This window comes from Methanobacterium lacus, assembly GCF_000191585.1.
Classification (GTDB): Archaea; Methanobacteriota; Methanobacteria; order Methanobacteriales; family Methanobacteriaceae; genus Methanobacterium_B; species Methanobacterium_B lacus.
On record NC_015216.1, the window covers coordinates 1,774,229 to 1,794,360 of the forward strand.

General features: G+C 34.4%; 24 protein-coding genes. 15 read left to right on the forward strand and 9 right to left on the reverse strand.

Annotation, left to right across the window (positions count from 1 at the left end):
• Positions 1-18 precede the first annotated feature (18 nt).
• The 4 genes from METBO_RS08580 to METBO_RS13670 form a co-directional block, all read right to left on the reverse strand.
• Positions 19-309 (reverse strand): winged helix-turn-helix domain-containing protein, encoded by a 291-nt coding sequence (locus tag METBO_RS08580; RefSeq protein WP_013645304.1) that lies wholly within the window; start codon positions 307-309, stop codon positions 19-21.
• Positions 310-517: 208 nt separating this feature from the next.
• Positions 518-1,741, reverse strand: coding sequence for an aldo/keto reductase (locus METBO_RS08585; RefSeq protein ID WP_013645305.1), 1,224 nt, complete (start codon positions 1,739-1,741; stop codon positions 518-520).
• Positions 1,742-1,866: 125 nt separating this feature from the next.
• The gene (locus METBO_RS08590; protein WP_013645306.1) at positions 1,867-2,427 is read right to left on the reverse strand and encodes a TetR/AcrR family transcriptional regulator; all 561 of its coding nucleotides are present in this window, start codon (positions 2,425-2,427) and stop codon (positions 1,867-1,869) included.
• A gap of 260 nt (positions 2,428-2,687) precedes the next feature.
• Entirely contained in the window at positions 2,688-2,849 is a 162-nt protein-coding gene (locus METBO_RS13670) for a hypothetical protein (RefSeq protein ID WP_013645307.1), read from the reverse strand.
• Between the two features lie 480 nt (positions 2,850-3,329).
• On the opposite strand from METBO_RS13670, the gene METBO_RS08595 reads away from it, so the two are divergent.
• The 3 genes from METBO_RS08595 to METBO_RS12850 all read left to right on the forward strand — a co-directional run bounded on the left by METBO_RS08595 (position 3,330) and on the right by METBO_RS12850 (position 5,487).
• Positions 3,330-4,037 carry a pseudomurein-binding repeat-containing protein gene (locus METBO_RS08595; protein ID WP_013645308.1) on the forward strand — a complete coding sequence of 236 codons (708 nt, stop codon included), beginning with the start codon at positions 3,330-3,332 and terminating at the stop codon, positions 4,035-4,037.
• 10 nt (positions 4,038-4,047) lie between these two features.
• Positions 4,048-4,752 carry a hypothetical protein gene (locus METBO_RS08600; protein ID WP_013645309.1) on the forward strand — a complete coding sequence of 235 codons (705 nt, stop codon included), beginning with the start codon at positions 4,048-4,050 and terminating at the stop codon, positions 4,750-4,752.
• 144 nt (positions 4,753-4,896) lie between these two features.
• Positions 4,897-5,487 carry a hypothetical protein gene (locus METBO_RS12850; RefSeq protein WP_048650813.1) on the forward strand — a complete coding sequence of 197 codons (591 nt, stop codon included), beginning with the start codon at positions 4,897-4,899 and terminating at the stop codon, positions 5,485-5,487.
• 10 nt (positions 5,488-5,497) lie between these two features.
• Here METBO_RS12850 and METBO_RS08610 read toward each other — a convergent pair whose 3' ends face one another.
• Positions 5,498-6,340: an ion channel gene (locus METBO_RS08610; protein ID WP_013645310.1), complete on the reverse strand. Its 843-nt coding sequence runs from the start codon at positions 6,338-6,340 to the stop codon at positions 5,498-5,500.
• Between the two features lie 291 nt (positions 6,341-6,631).
• On the opposite strand from METBO_RS08610, the gene METBO_RS12855 reads away from it, so the two are divergent.
• The 4 genes from METBO_RS12855 to METBO_RS08630 all read left to right on the forward strand — a co-directional run bounded on the left by METBO_RS12855 (position 6,632) and on the right by METBO_RS08630 (position 10,069).
• On the forward strand, positions 6,632-7,189 hold the full coding sequence (locus METBO_RS12855) for a TetR/AcrR family transcriptional regulator (protein ID WP_048650814.1): 558 nt from the start codon (positions 6,632-6,634) through the stop codon (positions 7,187-7,189).
• Between the two features lie 27 nt (positions 7,190-7,216).
• Complete coding sequence (locus tag METBO_RS12860; RefSeq protein WP_013645312.1) at positions 7,217-7,765, forward strand: TetR/AcrR family transcriptional regulator; 549 nt, start codon at positions 7,217-7,219, stop codon at positions 7,763-7,765.
• 1,008 nt (positions 7,766-8,773) lie between these two features.
• Positions 8,774-9,412, forward strand: coding sequence for a zinc dependent phospholipase C family protein (locus METBO_RS08625; RefSeq protein WP_227717214.1), 639 nt, complete (start codon positions 8,774-8,776; stop codon positions 9,410-9,412).
• Between the two features lie 231 nt (positions 9,413-9,643).
• Positions 9,644-10,069, forward strand: coding sequence for a response regulator (locus tag METBO_RS08630; RefSeq protein WP_227717270.1), 426 nt, complete (start codon positions 9,644-9,646; stop codon positions 10,067-10,069).
• A gap of 89 nt (positions 10,070-10,158) precedes the next feature.
• On the opposite strand, the gene METBO_RS08635 is transcribed toward METBO_RS08630, so the two are convergent.
• Genes METBO_RS08635 through METBO_RS08645 form a run of 3 tightly spaced genes read right to left on the reverse strand, consistent with a single transcriptional unit; the run spans position 10,159 to position 12,312 of the window.
• Entirely contained in the window at positions 10,159-11,013 is an 855-nt protein-coding gene (locus METBO_RS08635; RefSeq protein WP_013645317.1) for an alpha/beta fold hydrolase, read from the reverse strand.
• A gap of 9 nt (positions 11,014-11,022) precedes the next feature.
• On the reverse strand, positions 11,023-11,700 hold the full coding sequence (locus METBO_RS08640; RefSeq protein ID WP_013645318.1) for an MBL fold metallo-hydrolase: 678 nt from the start codon (positions 11,698-11,700) through the stop codon (positions 11,023-11,025).
• 60 nt (positions 11,701-11,760) lie between these two features.
• Entirely contained in the window at positions 11,761-12,312 is a 552-nt protein-coding gene (locus METBO_RS08645; protein WP_013645319.1) for a nitroreductase family protein, read from the reverse strand.
• 164 nt (positions 12,313-12,476) lie between these two features.
• On the opposite strand from METBO_RS08645, the gene METBO_RS08650 reads away from it, so the two are divergent.
• From METBO_RS08650 to METBO_RS08685, 7 genes are all read left to right on the forward strand, one after another.
• Positions 12,477-12,911 carry a DUF5946 family protein gene (locus METBO_RS08650; RefSeq protein ID WP_013645320.1) on the forward strand — a complete coding sequence of 145 codons (435 nt, stop codon included), beginning with the start codon at positions 12,477-12,479 and terminating at the stop codon, positions 12,909-12,911.
• An 889-nt stretch (positions 12,912-13,800) separates the two neighbouring features.
• Positions 13,801-14,616 (forward strand): trehalose-phosphatase, encoded by an 816-nt coding sequence (otsB, locus tag METBO_RS08660; protein ID WP_013645321.1) that lies wholly within the window; start codon positions 13,801-13,803, stop codon positions 14,614-14,616.
• Positions 14,597-14,866, forward strand: coding sequence for a SemiSWEET family sugar transporter (locus METBO_RS08665; protein WP_013645322.1), 270 nt, complete (start codon positions 14,597-14,599; stop codon positions 14,864-14,866). Before otsB ends, METBO_RS08665 begins: the two co-directional genes overlap by 20 nt.
• Positions 14,867-14,928: 62 nt before the next feature.
• Entirely contained in the window at positions 14,929-15,954 is a 1,026-nt protein-coding gene (locus tag METBO_RS08670; RefSeq protein WP_013645323.1) for an SIS domain-containing protein, read from the forward strand.
• A gap of 84 nt (positions 15,955-16,038) precedes the next feature.
• On the forward strand, positions 16,039-16,440 hold the full coding sequence (locus METBO_RS08675) for an SANT/Myb-like DNA-binding domain-containing protein (protein ID WP_013645324.1): 402 nt from the start codon (positions 16,039-16,041) through the stop codon (positions 16,438-16,440).
• 40 nt (positions 16,441-16,480) lie between these two features.
• Complete coding sequence (locus tag METBO_RS08680; protein WP_013645325.1) at positions 16,481-17,491, forward strand: phosphorylating glyceraldehyde-3-phosphate dehydrogenase; 1,011 nt, start codon at positions 16,481-16,483, stop codon at positions 17,489-17,491.
• 127 nt (positions 17,492-17,618) lie between these two features.
• On the forward strand, positions 17,619-18,293 hold the full coding sequence (locus METBO_RS08685) for a nitrite/sulfite reductase domain-containing protein (RefSeq protein ID WP_013645326.1): 675 nt from the start codon (positions 17,619-17,621) through the stop codon (positions 18,291-18,293).
• A 112-nt stretch (positions 18,294-18,405) separates the two neighbouring features.
• Here the strand turns inward: METBO_RS08685 and METBO_RS08690 are convergent, their stop codons facing one another.
• On the reverse strand, positions 18,406-18,654 hold the full coding sequence (locus tag METBO_RS08690; protein WP_013645327.1) for a hypothetical protein: 249 nt from the start codon (positions 18,652-18,654) through the stop codon (positions 18,406-18,408).
• A gap of 232 nt (positions 18,655-18,886) precedes the next feature.
• Between METBO_RS08690 and METBO_RS08695 the strand changes: the two genes are divergently transcribed.
• Entirely contained in the window at positions 18,887-19,690 is an 804-nt protein-coding gene (locus METBO_RS08695; protein WP_013645328.1) for a methyltransferase domain-containing protein, read from the forward strand.
• Positions 19,691-20,132 lie beyond the last annotated feature (442 nt).

A 20,132-nucleotide genomic window follows, 5' to 3' on the forward strand; every position in this document is an offset into this window, starting at 1 on the left:
CGCAATTTTTTAAAACTTTTATTTTTCGATGTAGTTATCCCATATTTCCTGGAAAACCTCATAATTTTCTTCCATGGCATCTGTTAGGAAATATAATTTGCTGTATGAATCTCCTGTAGCTTTAATTATGTTGTTATCGCGTAAAATTTTTATATGATGCCTGATGGTTTTATAATCAAGATTTAACTCCTTTGAAAGCTGATGAGGATTATAAGGTCTTTCTCTGAGTTTTTCGATTATTCTGGCACGATTGGTTCCTCCCCTTTTACCAGTTAACAACCACCAGAGCAATTTTTCAAGATGTTTCATAACACAAACCCTCAATATTTAAAAGGAATTATACAGTGACTAAAATTATAATTCAAATCACATTTTAATATTACCATGTTACATAGAAATGCAAATAAAAAAAAAGTAGAAATAGTTTAAAATTTAGATAAAAATAATTCTTAAACTATCCCCCAATTATTGAGTCCATTACAAGCTCTTTAGTTTTGGATAAAATCTAGTGGGATTTTTACTCTAAATTTTTGGCCTTCCTATTATTTCTATAACTTTGGATGGATAGGAATGCCTTAAATATTGGCGGTATTATCTTGGTTAGTGGTCCTTCCATTTCATTTGAAACATCATCGAGGAGATCCATGATTGGAAGTTCCTGTGGACAGTGCTTCTCACATTTTCCACATTTTGTACATTTAGATGCGAATCCGGGCTTTCCATCGTTCATCACTCCTAAACCTGCAGCGTACATTACCTTTGACTGAATATTTCCTGTGTTGAATAGTTTAGCTGAATCGTAGACTTCAAAGCATTTGGCTATGTCCACTCCCTTTGGACACGGCATACAGTACCTGCAACCGGTACATCCTGTTTCCATGAGTTCTCGATACTTGTCAGCCACCCTTTCAATTAGTTTGAGTTCGTCTTCTGTGAGTGAATTTGGAAGGGCTTCATCTGCTATTCTGATATTTTCTTTGATATGCTCTTCTTCGTTCATACCTGAAAGTACACAGGTAACTTCGGGATGGTTAAGCACCCATCTGAGGGACCATTCTGCAGGACTTCTTTTAACTTCTGCTTCGTCCCATATTGCCTGAATTTCCTCTGGAACATTCCTTGCCAGGTTACCTCCCCTAAAGGGTTCCATTACAATTACAGGAATATCCTTGGACGCTGCGTATTCTAAACCCTCGGTTCCTGCCTGATTTTTTTCATCTAGAAAATTGTATTGAATCATGCAGAAATCCCAGTCGTATGCATCTATAATTTCCTTAAATGTGTCTATATCTCCGTGGAATGAAAAGCCTGCATTCAATATTTTTTCCTGCTTCTTAATTTCATCGAGAAATTCCAGGGCATTGAACTCTAACATTTTGTTCCAATTTGCCCTGTTTAATCCATGGAGCATGTAGTAATCTATGTAGGATATTTTAAAGTTTTCAAGCTGTACCTTGAATGTGCTTCTAAGATCTTCCTCTTTGTTAACTGTCCATGGTGGAAGTTTGGTTGCGAGTTTTACCTTTTCCCTGTAACCATCCCTCAATGCTCTTCCAACTAGTGGTTCGTTCATGTACATTATGGCCGTATCTAGATAATTCACCCCATGGTCAATGGCGTATCTTATCTGTTCAATTGCACGTTTCTCATCAGTTCTACCATTTTTTGTCGGCAGTCTCATTGCACCGTATCCAAGTACCGATAACTGATCTCCATTCTTCTCTATTTTTCTGTACTGCATAAAATCAAACCCCTTCAAATTGCTAAATTAACTAGATTAGTTTTAATGAGTCTATTTCCCAACCATTCCCCATTTATCCCTATTTTTTTATAATTATTTTTCTTACGAATTAAGTATACAGTAGATCATTTGGATATACCGTCCCAGAAGAGTTCGAATGATAGGTTCATGTTTTTTTCATTCAACCTTTCTGGATGTTTAGTGAAGTAGTTCACAGTGGAAAATATTGTGCCCAAAAAGAATTCCACCATCATCTCGTCCTTCACAGTTTTAATTTCTTGGTTTTCTATTCCCTTCCTGTAAAAGGTCAGTAAGTCATCGAACCTGGTTTCTGCCTGTTCCTTGGTTAGTGATGTTATGTAAGGTGAGCTGTGAAAAATGATTATAAACTGGTACATGTCCGATTTTTCGATTCCAAAGTGTGTGAAGTTGAGCCACAGCCGTTTTAGGTTAGATTTAAATTGTTCTGAATCTTGATAATCTATGGTTATTGCAATTAGAAGCTGCTCTTTGGTGTAGAGGTAAAGGCTGTTTATAAGTTCCTGTTTAGTTTTAAAGTGGTGAAAAAGTGTTCCTGTTGCAACCCCTGCTGTTTTTGCTATTTCTGATGTTGAAGTTCCATGAAACCCCTTTTCAACAAAGAGTTTGAGTGCTGCATTTAGTAATAGTTGCTTTTTCTCATTCAAGTTTTACACACCTTATTTTTTTTATGCGATCAATTGTTTTACACAATATAGACTGATTAGTCAGTATATATAGTTATCCCTATAAAAAATAGGAAAAACGAATGTATGGAAGATCACATGAAAATTTAAATTGTCTACAGGAGAAGCATCAGCGAAAAATATAACCCCAAAATTCGTATGCAAACACGTCTACGACTTAAATTTATATCGTAGAGTTATTTAGAAAAAGTTAAAGTAGAAAAGAAATGTGTGTCATTTAACTACTCTGTTAACTTGTTTTTACTTGCGAACCTATCTAAGGTTCTTTCCATGTCATATTTTATAGATTCCTTAATGGCATCAACAAGTTTTATTGCTTCCTTTTCATTCAGTAGTAAAGTCAACATTGATTCAACTTCATCCCATCTATTTTTTGGCGACAACTTTAGAATCCTCCTTAAATGTAGAGTTCACTATGTGTCGAAGAATATATAAATTTAACATTGCAATTAAAAAAGTCGTCAGAAATTAAAAAGACAAATTATATTAAATGATAAATATAGAATACATATTAAAAACATTGAATATTTAACGATAATTATGAAAGTGTCTAAATGATAATCAATAAAAGTCATTTAAATTCCTTGCTTGAATAATCAAAACCCAGATTAAAGGAAATTGTTGTGAAATACTCTTTTCCTTTACCAACTGATTTGATTCCCTTCAGTATCTTTCAAAGATAAAATATTATGGATCGATCCCATTGTATTCACATCAATGATATAGAATCCATTTTACTGTTGTGATTTATATTTCATGTTTTAATAGAATTTGGAGATGAAAACCTTTCTAAATTATTAAAATAACGTTTTTGTTCTCTTTTAGCTTTAAATAAATTCCAAGATCAACTGGGGGGTTGAAAATTGGTTAAATGTAATGATTGTGGTTATGATAACGATTTAAATGCATCTTACTGTGAAAATTGTGGAAAAAAGATCAATGGTTTTTCTAATGGAAATTATGATGTTGAAAAGACTGAAACAGGCTTCAGCAACCTTACAAAGGTTTTAATAGCAGTGTGTATTGTGTTGATTGTAGGTGTGGGAATCACAGCAGGTTACCTCATAAAAAATAATCAGCAAACCCCTGCAGTAGCAGTTAATGGATCAAATTCAAATTCAACCGGCACTCCTGTCTCAAAGGCTGATGGTTTTCCAGTGTCTGAAGCACCCAATCTGGGTTACCAGATCATGAAAAACAACGGTACCATTTCGAGCGTTACCTACAACGGAGTAACTCTAGACAAGAACCAGTGCCTTTACATACTTGCAAAGGCAGTTGTTATGTTAAATGCAGGTCAAACAGGCAATATACCAATAAATTCCTATGGCAGTGCAGCTAATCCTGCAGGAACTGTTACATCCGCGACCATCATAAAATCTGACTACGTGGACATAGCTTCAAGAACAGTTACATGGATGGATAACTACAAAAACGCTCCTAACTACGTGGGCATAACCAATCCAGGCCAACCTGATCTCTCACCAGACACCACACTCAACATGTTTGCAAAGGTACTCTCAGATTACAAAGCCACAGGACAGCTTCCATCATCGGTATCAATACCCTAAGTGATCATGGATGAATACAAAAACTAAAGCACTGATTGTGTTGGGCCTCATAATCATCTTCACAATCACCCTCTGCACAGCGTACTACCTCACACCAACAAGTAACGAGCAGAAGTACGCTGGGGTTTCAACACAAAACCTTGGAAACATCACATACGGAACTGTTGTCAAGGAAGGACCCTACGGTAACAAAGAATCAGATACAAAAATAGCCATCATAATGGGAGTACATCCACAGGAATCTGATGCCCACAATGCCATGTTAAATGCCATCAAACAGAATTCAAATTCTTTGAAGTACAGTTACACCATTTACAAGGTTAATGTAACCCAAGATCCCGATGATTATCAGAGGGGTAGGATGAATGGTCAGCTCCTTGCAAACAAATTTGCAGTGCCAGATATAATCAATCAAAAGTATAATCTGACCATTGATGTTCATTCAAATGTTGGAAACTGGGAGAAAACCAGGTTCATCTTTGCACCTGTAGCAGGGAGCAGTGCAGAATCCATCGGAAAAAATTTGTCCAATGAGTTGCCGTGGCTCTCATACTACGTCCCACCCAATCCAACCAGTACAGTATACGTAACAGAACCACTGATAAACGCAGGCATACCTGCACTGGTGTATGAAACCTTCCACAACGATTCTGACTCTGAAAAATACAACCATGCAAATGAATTTTTAGAGGCTGTAGATGGGCTTAAATTGTAAATGGTGAATTGTAATAAAACTCCCATGCTCCACGGTTTAGGAGATTTTAAAGAATTATCAAGGGATATTTATAATTTTTAGGGTTAAGGGATATTATTTAGATAAAACTTAATTGTAAACATGAGAAAATTTGGGGGAATTTACATGAATATGAAAAGGAATACTCTGCTGATAATAGTTATAATTATATTGGCAGGGACATTGAGTTTTGCATTTGGATACATGTACATTTCAGCACCTAAGGCTGCTGCAAACAACAGTGCCAACATCACCACCATAAATCAGACCATGCAAAATGGTACTGCAATACCATACAGCTCCGAGTACATAAGTTTTGACAAGGCAAAATCCATTGCTAAGTCCAAGGCATCTAAAGGTGTTAGTGTGAGTGATCCTATTCTTATGAAGAATCATGATGGCCAAGCAATTTATATCTGCAATTATTACTACAATGGACAGATAGTTGGAGGTATAATATTAAATGCAAAAACAGGGGCAGTTATTTACAGGGAACTGAACTTACCAACCAACACAACAACAACTACCACAGATCAGTACAACAATCAAAACTACAACGATAATTCAAACTACAACAACGATGACAACTACGACAACTCAAACTACAACTACGATGATTCAAATGACAACTACGATGATTCAAGCGATGCTGACTACCAAAATTATGATGATGATTACTCATCAGACTACGATGGTTCGGATGATGGATACTACTGATCGTTATCCATCACCTATTTTTTTTTAAAAGTTCCTTAAACTCTGCAATTTCTGATTTCATTTCATTTATAGAATTTTCAAGACTTTCAACTTGTTCTTTCAGTTCTTTTTCTTCAGATTCCATATCTCTCATGAAGTAGGATGACAGGGTAGCTGTTAAAAGACTGAAAAATCCAACACCAACTATCATCAAAATAATACCCAGTGCCTTTCCACCTGGAGATACCGGGACTATGTCACCGTATCCCACAGTTGTAACTGTAGATACAACGTACCAAAGAGCATCTAAAGGGGTGTGAATCTCACCTGTCGGACTACTTTCCAACACCAAAACAGCAATGGTAGAGGCTGCAACAATGAGTATCAGTGTGAAAAGAATGTAATTTAAATGGGTTTTTTCAACAAAATTGAATATATTCCTTCTTCCCTTCCCAAAAAGTGCAAATATCCTAACTAACCTTAAAAGTCTTATAAAACCGTACGAACCAAAGGTTATGAGTTCATATGGGAACATGGCAAGTATATCAACAATAACACCCTTCCAATCCTCACGCAGGTAAGCTAATTTGTTTTCCTTTTGATACAGATTGTAACTGAATTCAACAATTAACACAGCACAAAGACCAGTGTCAAAAACAACTATAAACAAGTATATGTTAGATAAATCAACAAAATAAGTCAGTGTTAAAAGGATGATATCTGCAAGCATCCAAAGAATGATTATAACATCCTTGACATTGGAGAGTTTATTAAGCAAGTCTCTCCTTTGAATCATAGGTTCTTCAATCGCCCCTGTTGATCCCACTTTTTTACCTAAAATTTTCTTATCTCCCACTGCCCCAGCTTTGCCCACACCTTCATGAGATTATGATTGAGCAATATTCCTTTGATTTATCTCATGTTTATTACATTTTTTTATTTTTCTAAAGAACAGTTATCAATTTAATTGGAAAGATCATGATCTTCATAAAAAAAATATTTAGGGAAATGTGAGCAACCTTTTAAAACAAGTTAGTATATATTTATTATTATACGTTCACAGTTAGGTTATAATTCGCTTCTAATTAATTGTTAAGGGATTAGTTTATTAAAAAATATAAATTAAAATGAGTTAAATTGACTAGTAATAAAATAGATGATCTTTATGACGAACAAGACTGAACAGAAAATTATGGATGCTGCTCTTGAAATATTCGCAAAGAACGGATTTAAATCCTCAACTACCAAAGCAATTGCAGAAAAATCAGGTTTTACAGAGATGACCTTATTTAGAAAGTTTAGTACGAAAAAAAATCTCTATGAAATGGTTTTGAATCAAAACGTTAAATTGATGCTAGAGGATTTCAATAAAAACGTCTTTAATGGTAAAAAATATGAAAATGTTAAAGATTTCATTGCCAATTTCATAATACAAACACAACAAGTGATGATGAACAACTTCGAAGTGTTTTACATATCTTTAAACGAAGAAAATAAGTCCATGGAAAAGCTGATGGCTGAACAAACTAATGCTGCAGGAAATTATCTAAAACAACATATTAAAAATCCTGAAATTGATTATGATACTTTAGGAATTTCCATTATTTCATTCGTGTACATTGTAAACCTTGAAAATTACCACAACAGAAAAGCTTCGTTTGGAAAGTCAGCTGAGTCTGTGGTTGAAAATTTCATAGAAATGATATACTGCATGGTCAAATAGTTGATTAGTTCAATTAAGTTGGTTAAAATGACGGATGAAACCAAAAGAATAATTCTGGATGCTGCACTAAAAATTTTTGCAAAAGAAGGCTACAATTCAGCTACAACACGTAACATTGCAAATCAATCTGGTTTTTCAGAGATAACCCTCTTTAGAAAATTTGAGACCAAAGAAAAATTGTTCAAAGAGGCCATGAGTGTGAATCATGAAATACTACAAGAAACATGCATCAGCCTCATGGAAGATCTTGAGAAAATTGAGGATCCCGAAGAGTTCTTACGGGAGTATATAAAAAGAATGGCTGTTTTTTATCATGAAAACTTCGAATTCTTCAATATCATGGTAACTGAAGATAACTTACATGTTGATTCTGATATGGGTGACTTCGGAGATGTTTTGAGTGAATTTGTTTCAGAGAATATAGGTAACACCTGTTGTGAAGTAACATCGATAGTGTTTACCATTAACACCTTTATCTACACCTTGAATTTGGATATGTTCCATGGAATAAACAGCGATGGATACGAAGAAAACATCAAACGGTTCACCAACAACATGGTTAGATGCCTACGTTGAATGAAAGTTAAAACAAAATACTGTAAAGCTGGTTGAAGTTTTAATGAAACATCGTAGAAAAGTCTATATAAAAAAAATATTCGAGAAAACAAACTAGGCCAATCAAATAATTTTTAGCTACTTTTATGCTTTTTTAAAATTTAATTTGGATTTTTAATGCCTTCACCCTTATCATAGCACTCAGGACATTCGAGTTCTATTTTAGGGTTGTACAAATTTCCACAGTTCACGCACTTAAACTCAATTTCGGTTTCGCACATTTATTGGTTTCCCCCAATTGAAACTGAATCATTCAATGATTCACATATCATTTTAAAGTATCAATACTTCTTATACTTTACTGTTGGAAATTATATAAAAGTTGAATCTAATTTTAAATTTATACCAACTTCAATTGGATATTCCAAACATGAATACAGTGGTTCAAAATAAAATATTATATTTAGGGGCATGTATCTAAAAGTAGAGCTTAAAATTAGAATCACATCATCCCAATTATTCCTACATAACTGTTTAATTGTAAATTGACATTCTGATATCTTGTTTGGTGATTCATTATTTTTAAACAGCAATTTTTCTCCTTTTAATGATATTAAATGAATTAACTATTTTAATAAATTATTGTGAATAATGGTTGATGAAGTTTAATCTATTTAGAAAGTACTCTGTTGGAAAAATCCGAATATTCCAAGACCATTTAAAACTCCTTTAATGCCTGTGATCCCAATTCTTGCAATTATATTCTGCAGTTTGCTCATTGTAGCTCTGCCATTATTAACACAGGTAAGGTTTTTAACTGGCTTTCATTTGGACTCATTATATACTATTTCTACGGACAAAAAAAAAGCAAATTGAATTTGAATATATAATTATGTAGATGAAAGAGTTTTAAAAGATAAACCAGATAAATATTAACATCAAAATTTGTAACAAGAAAAATTAATGATATACTAAAATGTGTGAGGGTCTATGAATTTTAATAAAATCTTAAATTTAATGGTAGTTTTTATGATTTCTTTGTTGATAATGGTACCTGCTTCAGATGCTTGGAGCTGGAAAACCCATTCCCAGGTTGTAGATGTTGTTTACTACGGTCTGCCATCCGATGTTCAAAGGAATTTGAACCTTGGAATCATGGAAAATGCTTCCAACGATCCCGATGAAATTTTTCATGATTTCACCTACCACAGTTATCCAAAGAGCTACAACAAATCAATTTACTGGTTGAACTTGGGAAAAACTGCCTACGATAATGGTGACTATGCAAATGCTAGTTACGATTACGGTGTAGCATGTCATTACATCTCAGACACGTTTTCAGCACCCCATGGAGTAAGTGGAGAATCGTCTTCACTGCACAGTAAGTACGAGGATCATGCTAAAAAATTAACCCCCGTTGCAAGTTCTGTTAACGGAGATCTGAACAGTTTAATGGAAAATGGAAAAATTGAAGATTCTAAAAGTTGGGATAGTTGGATTCAAACCAACGATGATTCCATCATCCAAAAAAATCTGGATAACGGAACATCAGTATGTTTACAAGCAGTGAAAACCAGTGTAACAGGTAACAGTAGTGAAGCTACCAACACAAAATCAGAATCCATATTTGATGTTATTTTAAACTTTTTCTCCAAATTATTTGGATAAAACCATACATCTTTTTTTGGCTTTAAGTAATTGAACTGGTTTTTATGGTTCAACCTAAAAACTGGAAGAATTATATGCTCAGATCAATGAAATATTAATAAAAATTACCCATTAACTAGAATTAAATCAAAAAATATAACTATTGTGGTCAAACATAATTTAGTATAGTAAATTAAAATTTCATCTAAATAGATCCCTGGGGGTATATTTATTTTAGACGCAAATATTTTAATTGTTGAAGACGAATTTATAGAAGCTGCAGATTTAAAAAAACGGCTTGAAAGATTGGGTTACTCTGTTTCAGGTATTGTGGGTACGGGTGAAGCTGCTATTCAAAAGGCTGAAGAACTGTTTCCAGATCTTATACTCATGGACATAATGCTCAAGGGAAGCATGAACGGAATTCAGGCAGCAGATCAGATCATGGAAAAAAGTGATATTCCAGTCATATATTTAACAGCCTACTACGACAACGACACCTTGGAAAAAGCCAAAAAAACAGCACCCTACGGTTACATTATCAAACCCTACGAAGACATGGGTTTAAGAAGTGCCATTGAAATGGCTGTTTACAACCATCACAACGAGCAACGCCTGAAAAACAGTGCCAAGGTACTGAAATTTTCGAGTGAAATGTTGAAGGAAATTAACAGATAAAAAAAAAAAGGTCATATTAAACTTCTTTTTAAATACATAATTCAATAGTTGGATCCTAAACCCTCCAATAAATTTTAAGACCTTAAAAATCATGCACAGAAGAAATCCTTCAATTTTTCTGCCACTAACTTGGGATTACCCGTTACAAGTGGACCTGTATGGGAAAGACCACTAAGTTCAACTTGTCTAACATTTGGAATGGTATTTTTAAGCTTTTTCATGGTTTTCTTTAAAAATGTCGGACTTTCAGTTCCACCAATTAATAAAACCTCAGCCTTCAAATTTCTGAACTTTTCTACCTGACCGCTCTCTTCCTTCACTAACTCGTAGTCGTAATGAAAAGTTGGTATTAATACATTAAATGGGACTTCATCTTCCTTGACCCGTTCTGTTTTGAGGTACACTTTAAAAATTAGTTCAAGAAGGAAATGGGGCAATTTTGTAATTGTCTTTGGTAGTCCGAAGTGGCTTCCAAAATCTTTGGTCATGGTGGCAGTTCCAGCTGCTATATTTCCCTCTGCCATCTCCCTGTCAAAACGTTTCATGAATGACATGATACTTAAAACATTGTTATCTATGTCTAGTGGAGGTTCGTAGATTGCTGCTTTAGTTATTGGAAGGTTTAATGCAGCTTCCAGTGCTATTAAAGCACCTGAACTGAGTCCAAAAATGTACTTTGCACCTGTTTTTCTGAGTACAACATCTAAATCTTCCATTTCCCTTTCCATACAGTACTGATCACCGAAATCACCACTTAAACCCCTTCCCCTTCTATCTGGAATGTAAACTGTGAAGTCCTCAGACAGGCATTCTCCAAGTTCCATGAAATGTTGGGAGGAATTAGCTCCACCATGCAGAAGAACCAGTCCAGGACCATTTCCCATCTTCCTGTAACCTACTACTGTGCTATCACTGGAACTCACAAATTCCTTTTCGTATCTCATATCTCTACCTCAATGGTTTATGAACTCTTCAATCAACTTGTTTGCATCTGTGGTTACAGCTTCTCCATGACCAGTTAGTATGGTTTCCACATCGAGTTTGCCGAGTTTTTCCATGGATTTTTTGTAGTTTACTGGATCTGGAAGTAATCTTCCTGATGGGGAATTTAAAACACCATTACTGTAACTCATGTTGTCACCCACAAATAGAACCTTGTTAATTGGGTTGTAAAGACAGATACTTCCAGGTGTGTGGCCAGGAGTGTGTATAACTGTGTAGTTTGCTATTTTATCACCATCTTCCAGTATCATGTCTGTTTTAACTGGTTTAATATTGTATATCAGGTTCATAAGTTTTGTGAAGGGTTTCATGATAAATGGACCGTCATCACCTTTTTCTCCAGAAACATACGGCCAATCATCCTTGTGAGCTGCAATTTTTGCCTTTGTTAGTTGTTCTATTTTATTCAAACTCCCTGTGTGGTCGAAGTGGTGGTGTGTTAAAACTATCACCCCAATATCTTCGGGATTTTTTCCCAGGGTGTTCAGACAGTTTTCAAGTTGTCCTGCCTTACCTGGTAGCCCTGTGTCAACCACAAAACTTTCACTATCTTGTACTAAATAAAAATTTGAAATGCCTTGAAACTGGTATATTCCAGTTATAACTTCGGTAAACTTGGATTTTCCCATTAAATTTCCCCCAATATTATTTTTTGCTGAACCCCTGGGATAATGGATCTGTATTTGGGATTACTTGAAATAGGTTACAACATTCCTATTTCTCTTGGGTGCTTTTCCATTTTCCTTTGCTTTGTATCCCAATGTAACACCGAAATACACATCATTTTCCTCGGGGATATCAAATTTCTTTAAACTTTCAGGATTTGTGAAGTAGAACGCTGCAAACCCAATCCAGCAGGAACCAATATTCATACTTTCAGCTGCAAGTAACATGTTCTCAACTGCTGCTGAACAGTCTGCATGGGGCGTGGTTGCATTTTTCTTTCCTGAAACAATTACAACGGTGGGTGCTCCGTGGAATATATGATAATTCTCATTTTGTGCAAGGTTTTCCAGCCATTTCTCCCCTGTTTTTCCCATGGCTTCCTTGGCACCCCTACTAATTTCATTTATAAGTTCAGGATTTTGAATCACTGTAAAATGCCATGGTTGGTCATTATGACCTGTTGGAGCATACACAGCAGCTTCTAAAATTATTTTCATTTCATCGTTCTTTACCTGTTCTGGAAGATAATTTCTTACACTACGCCTATTTTTTATAGTTTCAATGGTTTGATTCATTCAAATTCCCCTCCCCAATAAATATAATCATATATGTTTTACAAATTCCTTTTTCATATGGTATTTCAACATGAATTCATAAAGAGTTTATTCTATTATATATGGTTGGTAATCAAATTTAAATCATTAATCCATTATTTATTAAACGTTGTTGGTAAATTATCATGTCTGAAAATTACAAATCTAAACCTGAGATGTTCCATGAACTTTCGTGTTACAGCTCTTCCCATGGGGATCCCGAATTTATTCATCAGTACGTAGTTGATGCATTTGCTTTAGAAACTGCTGATGATGAAACTAAAAATATAAGAGTTGCATTTGCATTAATTGGACTCTATTTACATGTTGAAAAGAATTTCACTGGAAAAGAGGTTCAAAATGCACATATTAAACTTGGAAAACAGAGGAAAACTTGGCCAAGATTTGTTTTACCTCTAAACCGTGGAGATATTGGTATAAAAAATGTTATGGAGTGTCCAGAAGGTTTTAAACGAGATATGGCCATTGAAAATTGGTGTTTATCTGTCTGGAATGCCTATTCATCCTGTCATGAAGCTGTAAGAGAACTAGTTCAACACGAACTCTGGAGAGATAAGTAATCATATTTCAGTTGGATTTATGCATGATTGGGGTGTAAATTGGGAAAATCAACTTAAGTTATCAATCCAAACTGTATGTTGTGGAAGTGAAATATTCACACCACAATCCCCCCAAATATTTTTTAAACCCATGATAATGTACTTTCCCAGACAAAAAAAAGGATCACCTCCAATTTATATTTTTTTTAGTCTGGGAATGCATTCTCAATAAAATAGCAATCTCTTTTCAACTTATTCTAAAAGCATGTAAACGTTTAAATCAATTATTTTTTTTAGTTGTAATTAGAAAGATACACTAAACAATACTCTAAAATTACATTTTGGAATTGAACCCTAAATAAGGAGTCAAATGTTTTTTTTTATTGGATGGTTTATGCATCTTTCAACTACATTGAAAACTTAGTATCAAATCCATTATATAACCCCTTCGATTTGAGTTTAGTATTGAACCTAAAAATTATTACTAAATTAACATAACTCAGGAATATTCTCAACAATCCCCAATAAAAATCGTGGAAAAAAAATTAATAAACAACATTAAAAATAAATTCTAATAATAAATATAGATTTAAATTGCATGTTAAATGTTAAATTTACTTATTATTTTAAATATAGCTCTATTTTTTACTTAAATTCTTATTCAACCCTCAAATGTAGATTTGTTTGAAACTGGCCAGTTCAGTTGTTAGAAGTTGAAATTATTATTTTTTCTTAACCTCCAAATAAGCCTTTAAATTTAAAAATACTCCATTATATCCCGTATTATCCCTTGTTTTACTTATCATATTAGTAACTTTTAAATAGCTTAACTGTACCATTATAAGTTTGGAATTGAACCTAAAAAATACCTAAAAAATAAAAGGTATTTATTTAAAAGGAGTTGATAAGATTGGTAAAATATCTTTTTAATTCTTTAAATGATCTAAAAACATTTAAAGAAGATCAATCGGTCGTGATTACCGATATTGATGGTACAATTAGTGAGATTACATCTGAACCATCACATGCAAAAATAACAGCAGACATGAGAAATATCCTGTTTGTGCTATCTTCCCAATTCAAATTTGTTGGAGTGCTAACTGGAAGAGATATTAATGACGCCCTAAATATTATAAAACTTAAAAAAATTGTTTATATGGGAAATCATGGCTTGCAAAGGTTGAAAAATGGAAAAATAATCACAGATTCCCGTGTAAATGTTTATGTTCCCATTATTAAGGAAATCTACGAAGAACTTACAACTAAGTTAAAGGATTCATCAGGTTTTAACCTTGAATACAAAACTTTAAGCCTGACAGTTCATTACAATGAATGCTACCCCAAGTGCTGTGCAAAAAAGGAGGTTCTAAACACAATATCCACCATGTCACTTGGTAAACTTGTTAAGATAGTTGAAGGTAGGGATCTTCTAGAGATCAGGCCTCCAGTTGGTGATGATAAGGGCAGTGTTCTTCAAAAGTTCATCACAGAAAACAACATCAAAAAAATAATTTACATCGGAGATGATATCAACGATGTTTGTGCCTTTAAGAAGTTGAAGGAACTGAGTAAGGAACAAAAAATCCTCGGTGTGAGTGTTGCTGTTAACTCCAAAGAAGTTCCAAAACATGTTAAAGAATCTGCAAACTTCTACGTTGAAAATGTACAGGAAACCTTTGAATTTTTGAAATGGTTGAGTGATAAAGATGTCAATAAATGCAATTGAGGTTATAGGTAGTTTGGCATGTTTATTCACCTTTTTAATGTACTTGAGTACGATTGATCAGATGAGAACCGTGTTGAAAACCGAAAATTCTGAGGAAGTATCAGAAATTCTTTATTGGGTGATGTTTTTCAACTGCTTCTTCTGGTCTATTTACGGACTCTACTTATCTAATAATTACATCCTAATCCCCAACTTCGTTGGGTGTGTGTTATCTTTAACTACCGCAGCAGTGGTATGGAAATACCGATAAAATAGCGAATATTTAATAACTAAGGTTTGAATTTGACTACATTCATTTGTGGAGGCGAAACAATGGAGTATCAAATGTATCAGGAAATTCTTGAACAACCTGGTGCTTTAAGAAAAACATTTAAAGAAGAAAAAGTTCACATGACTGAACTTGCAGCAAAAATGGATGAATTTGACAAGATCTATCTTATTGGTTGTGGCAGTTCATTTTCAACCTGTTGCTCTGCCAAGAGTGCGGTGGATTATATTTCAAATAAAGATATAGAAGTTTATACAGGTTATGAATTTGTTTACAATAAAAATACAGATTATAAAAACTCTGCAGCACTATTAACATCACAATCTGGTGAAACAGCCGATACACTTGCTGCACTTAGACTTGCTAAGCAAAGGGGTGTTTACACTGTATCAATAACAAATGAATTAAATTCTAAAATGGCCCATGAAGCTGATGCTTCAATAATTACACGTGGAGGTACTGAAAAGGCCATCCTCGGGACCAAAACATACACAACACAGCTCATGTGTCTTTACAATTTACTGTTTCAGATGCACCATGAAACTAGTGGTGATAAGTTAGATATCCGAAAAAATGTTTTAAGAGACATCAGGAAACTTCCCAATATCACTGAAAATTTGATTAAAAGAACCCAATCTGAAGGGTTAAGGTTAGGGGAACAATTTAAAGATGAAGAACTGTTTTACTGCATGGGTAGCGGTCCAAACTACGGGCTTGCATACAAACTTGCCATGACCATGTTTATGGAAGGAGCTCTTAAACATGCCTGTCCAGTGTACTCAGGGGAATTTCGTCATGGTTTAATTGAGAGAGCAGAAAAAAATGTTCCAATAATATTTTTAGATGCAGATTATCCTGGAGATAAAATTACAAAAAATGCCATAGAATTTGGAGAAAAACTGGGCACAAAATCCATTGTTTATAACATGCATGATTACTCCAACATGAACAGTTTAATGTCACCATTTACCCTTGTAATACCATTAGAATGGTTCATATATTATCTTGCACACTTCAATGGAGAAGATCCTGGAGAAACCAGACACATTGGAAAAATAAGATATTCTTAAAAATTTTATGGGTAAACATGTTAAAATTAGTAAAATTCGTTATAAGAAAATGGATAATGATTAAAAAAATGAGGAGAAAAGTTTATGGGCGGCAAACATTGGACTCCTGAAGAAGATAAAATTATAATTTCATTACATAAACAAAATTTTGGACCGGATCAAATATACAAATCTGAAAAATTACCTGGAAGGAGCTACGCATCAATACTACAACGTTGCATCAAATTAAAGATTGGATCAATTAACAAGTGGACAGATAAAGAAATATGGATGGCTTATATTTTATATAAACATGGCCTGAATGTTCATGAGATTGCAGACCTACTCCCAAACAGGAGTAAAGCAGCAGTCAATGCTAAACTAACAAGGGATGCTTTGTACTATCACAAACCCCCATGTGAAAAACCCTGCGACTTCAATGAAACTAAAACATTGGAAAAGCTGATTGGAAATAAAAATAAAAAAAAAGCACCGAAGATTAATTAAAAACAAAATAACAGTTTAATTAGCGGATGTGGGGTTGAAAATGAAATACATAGGAATAAATGGATATGGAACCATTGGCAAAAGGGTTGCAGATGCAATTTCTTTACAAAAGGACATGAAACTTGCGGGAGTAACCAAACGAACACCTAACTTCGAAGCTAAAATGGCTGCAGATAACGGTTACAATATTTACATGAGCGATCCAACTAAAGAACAGCTTTTTGAAGAAGCTGATATCAAAGTAGCTGGAACCATAGATGATCTTCAAGATAAAATTGATTTGATCATTGATTGTACTCCAGAAGGTGTTGGTGCAAAAAATCTCAAATCCTATCAAAGGGCAGGGATCAAGGCAATATTCCAGGGTGGTGAAAGCCACAAAGAAATTGGTAGATCCTTCAACTCAGCTGCAAATTACGATGAAAATATTGGTGCAGACTATGTGAGGGTGGTTTCCTGTAACACCACAGGCCTGTGTAGAACACTAACACCAATTGCTGAAATTGCGAAAATAAGAAAAGTTAGAGCCGTGTTGGTCAGGCGTGGTGCAGATCCAAGTCAGGTTAATAAGGGCCCTATAAATTCAATAGTTCCCAATCCCCCAATAACACCATCCCACCATGGTCCAGATGTTCAAACCGTGCTCAAGGGAGTTAATATTTTTACAATAGCACTGCTGGTTCCAACAACCCTCATGCATCAGCACAACATCATGATAGAACTCGATTCTAAGCTCGAGATCGATGATGTTGTAAACAAATTTGGGGAAAGTTCCAGGGTAATTCTTGTGGATGCCAAGAATGGTTTGGGTTCTACTGCTGAAATAATGGAATATGCCAATGATCTTGGAAGGTTGAGATCAGATCTTTACGAAATTGCGGTGTGGAGAGAATCTATAAACATCGTTGATAACGAACTCTACTACATGCAGGCTGTGCATCAGGAATCGGATGTTGTTCCTGAGAATGTGGATGCTGTAAGGGCTCTTCTTGAATTGGGTGATTCAAATGTATCCATCTCCAAGACCAACCAAAGCATGGGAATTCTCTAAATTTCAGTACAGTTTTTCCAACTAATTCTTTTTTTTTATCTTCGAGTTTTCATATGATTGAATTTATTCACCACACCTAAAAATTATTATCCTGAAACCCAAATAGTAAAGGTTGAGGTAATATTTTATGGTGACAAAAGAGAACATACCTGAAAAAGGTGCTGCAGTTCAGAAGGACATGAAAAGTTTTGCAATTATTCCATACATCCCGGGGGGATTGGTTGATCCTAAAACACTACACAAAATTGCGGATGTTGCTGATAAGTATGGGGTTAAAATTATAAAATTAAATTCTGAACACCGAATTGGATTTTACGGAGTTAAAGAAGAGGATATTGATCCTATTTGGGATGATCTTGATATGGAACCTGGTGGTTTCACAGGAAAATGTGTGAGGGCTTCAAAATTTTGTATAGGCAATAGTTCATGTAAGAAGGCATATCAAAACACCATCAACATCGGCCTAAAGATCGATGAGAAGTTTCACAGGATGAAAACACCTAACAAGGTTAAAATAGCCATATCTGGATGCACTAATTCCTGCGGTGAATCAAATGTCAGAGACATAGGTTTAATTGGAACACCTAAAGGCTGGAAACTTCTTGTTGGGGGAACTTGTGGTCTGCAGGCAAGGCCCGGAAGGTTGCTGGCTGAAAACCTGTCTGAAAGCCAGGTCATGATCTACATCGAAAAAATATTGGATTACTACGTGGAAAAGAACCTTCCAAACCGTATGGGAGTTTTCATTGAGAAAATTGGATTTGAAAGGTTTAAAAAAGATATTAATACTAGTTTATACTAAAAAAACTCTCATTTTTAATTTTTTTTTATTAATCCAAACAATTTGAAAACATCATCCAAATAAAAAAAAAATGATATGACTTGAAAATGTTAAACTGTGTTCAAGTCTAGTTTTAGTATCGTCTACTGTTTCTGTTAATAGCATCTTTTAAATGGTTAAATTGTCTCTCAAAATCATTTAATCGATCAGTTAGTTCTTGATTTTTTCTGCGAAGATCTTCCATATCTCGACTCATCCTGTACATCAGCTCATCAATTTCAGATCCACCAGTTCTTCGATTAGAATTTCCTGTAACCATATCAGTAGCTTGTTTTTGAACTTGATCCACTGCACTATCCATTAATTTTTTTGGGTCAAACATTTTCTATACCTCGCAATAATATTTATTAGTTCATAGTAGATCAACTTCAATTATATTTATCATTATGGGGGAAGAAATGTTCCGGGCCTAAAATTAAATATTGTAATATCTTTAATTTTTAATTCTAGACAATATAGATATGATTTTTTAGTATGCTCCATATAGTAGGATAAAAATATAAATATTGACACCAAAAATATTGATTAAAAGTAAAATAAGGGATTGATTTTTTATGGAAGATGAATATGTTCATGGATACTCAGAAATTGAGTCGGATAGATTAGTTGATCAGGCAAACACACTCGCCAATCTTTTACACAATGACACTGTTTACAGTGCAGGTAGTAAGGTTTTAGAAGCAGGATGTGGAGTTGGGGCGCAAACTTTGATGTTGGCAACTAACAGTCCAGATGCCCAAATAAAATCTGTAGATATCTCTGAAGAATCTGTAAACAGGGCAAAACTTTTATTAAAACAGCATGGAGTTTCAAATGTAGAATTTGAGGTGGCAGATATTTTTAATTTACCATTTGAAGCTGAAACATTCGATCATATTTTTGTCTGTTTCGTACTCGAACATTTGAAGGATCCAGTTGGGGCTCTGGAAGGTTTAAGAAGGGTGCTTAAAATGGGTGGTTCCATCACAGTCATCGAAGGTGATCATGGTTCCTGTTATTTTTATCCAAAAACAAAAGAAGCTGTTAAAGCATGGGAATGTCTTGTTAAATGCCAAACTGGGCTTGATTGCAATCCCATGATTGGAAGGGAGATATATCCACTTTTAAAAAATTCAGGGTTTAAAAATATTGAGGTTTCACCCAAAATTGTCTATGTAGATTCAAGCAATCCTGAGTTGGTTGAAGGATTCAATAAAAAGACCATCATAGCAATGGTGGAGGGTGTTAAGGATCAGGCCATTAGCTCTGGAATGATCGACCTTGAAACTTGGGAAAAGGGAATAAAAGATCTGTACAAAACCACAGAGCCCGATGGAGTGTTTTTTTACAACTTTTTTAAGGGTATTGGAATCAAATAAAGTTTAACCTGATAATTTAAGAATAGAACGAATAGTGTCCATATTTTGCAGTTCATGGTGAAATTTTACAAATTCATATTATGTATCTAACTATTCAGTTGTAATAGATTTTCTGTAAATAAAGAATTCATATGTATATTACCTAACAGTCCTGGATATTTTTTTAGGGGTTTAGAGTGCGATAATTTAGGATTAAATGGGTATTCTTTGGGTTTGAATTTGTGTATGATTGGGGTGTAAATTGGGAAAATCAATTTAAAACATGAACACGTTACAACTAACTGTGTCTGTGTAAAAACATTTGACACACCCCCCAATATTTAACCCTTGATATAAAGTACATAGTTGGGCTTACACAACCTCCTATTTTTTTGGTAAGCCCAACTCACTTATATCTTAAATTGCAGTTCTAAGAGTTTACACCCACAAATATCTTTAAATT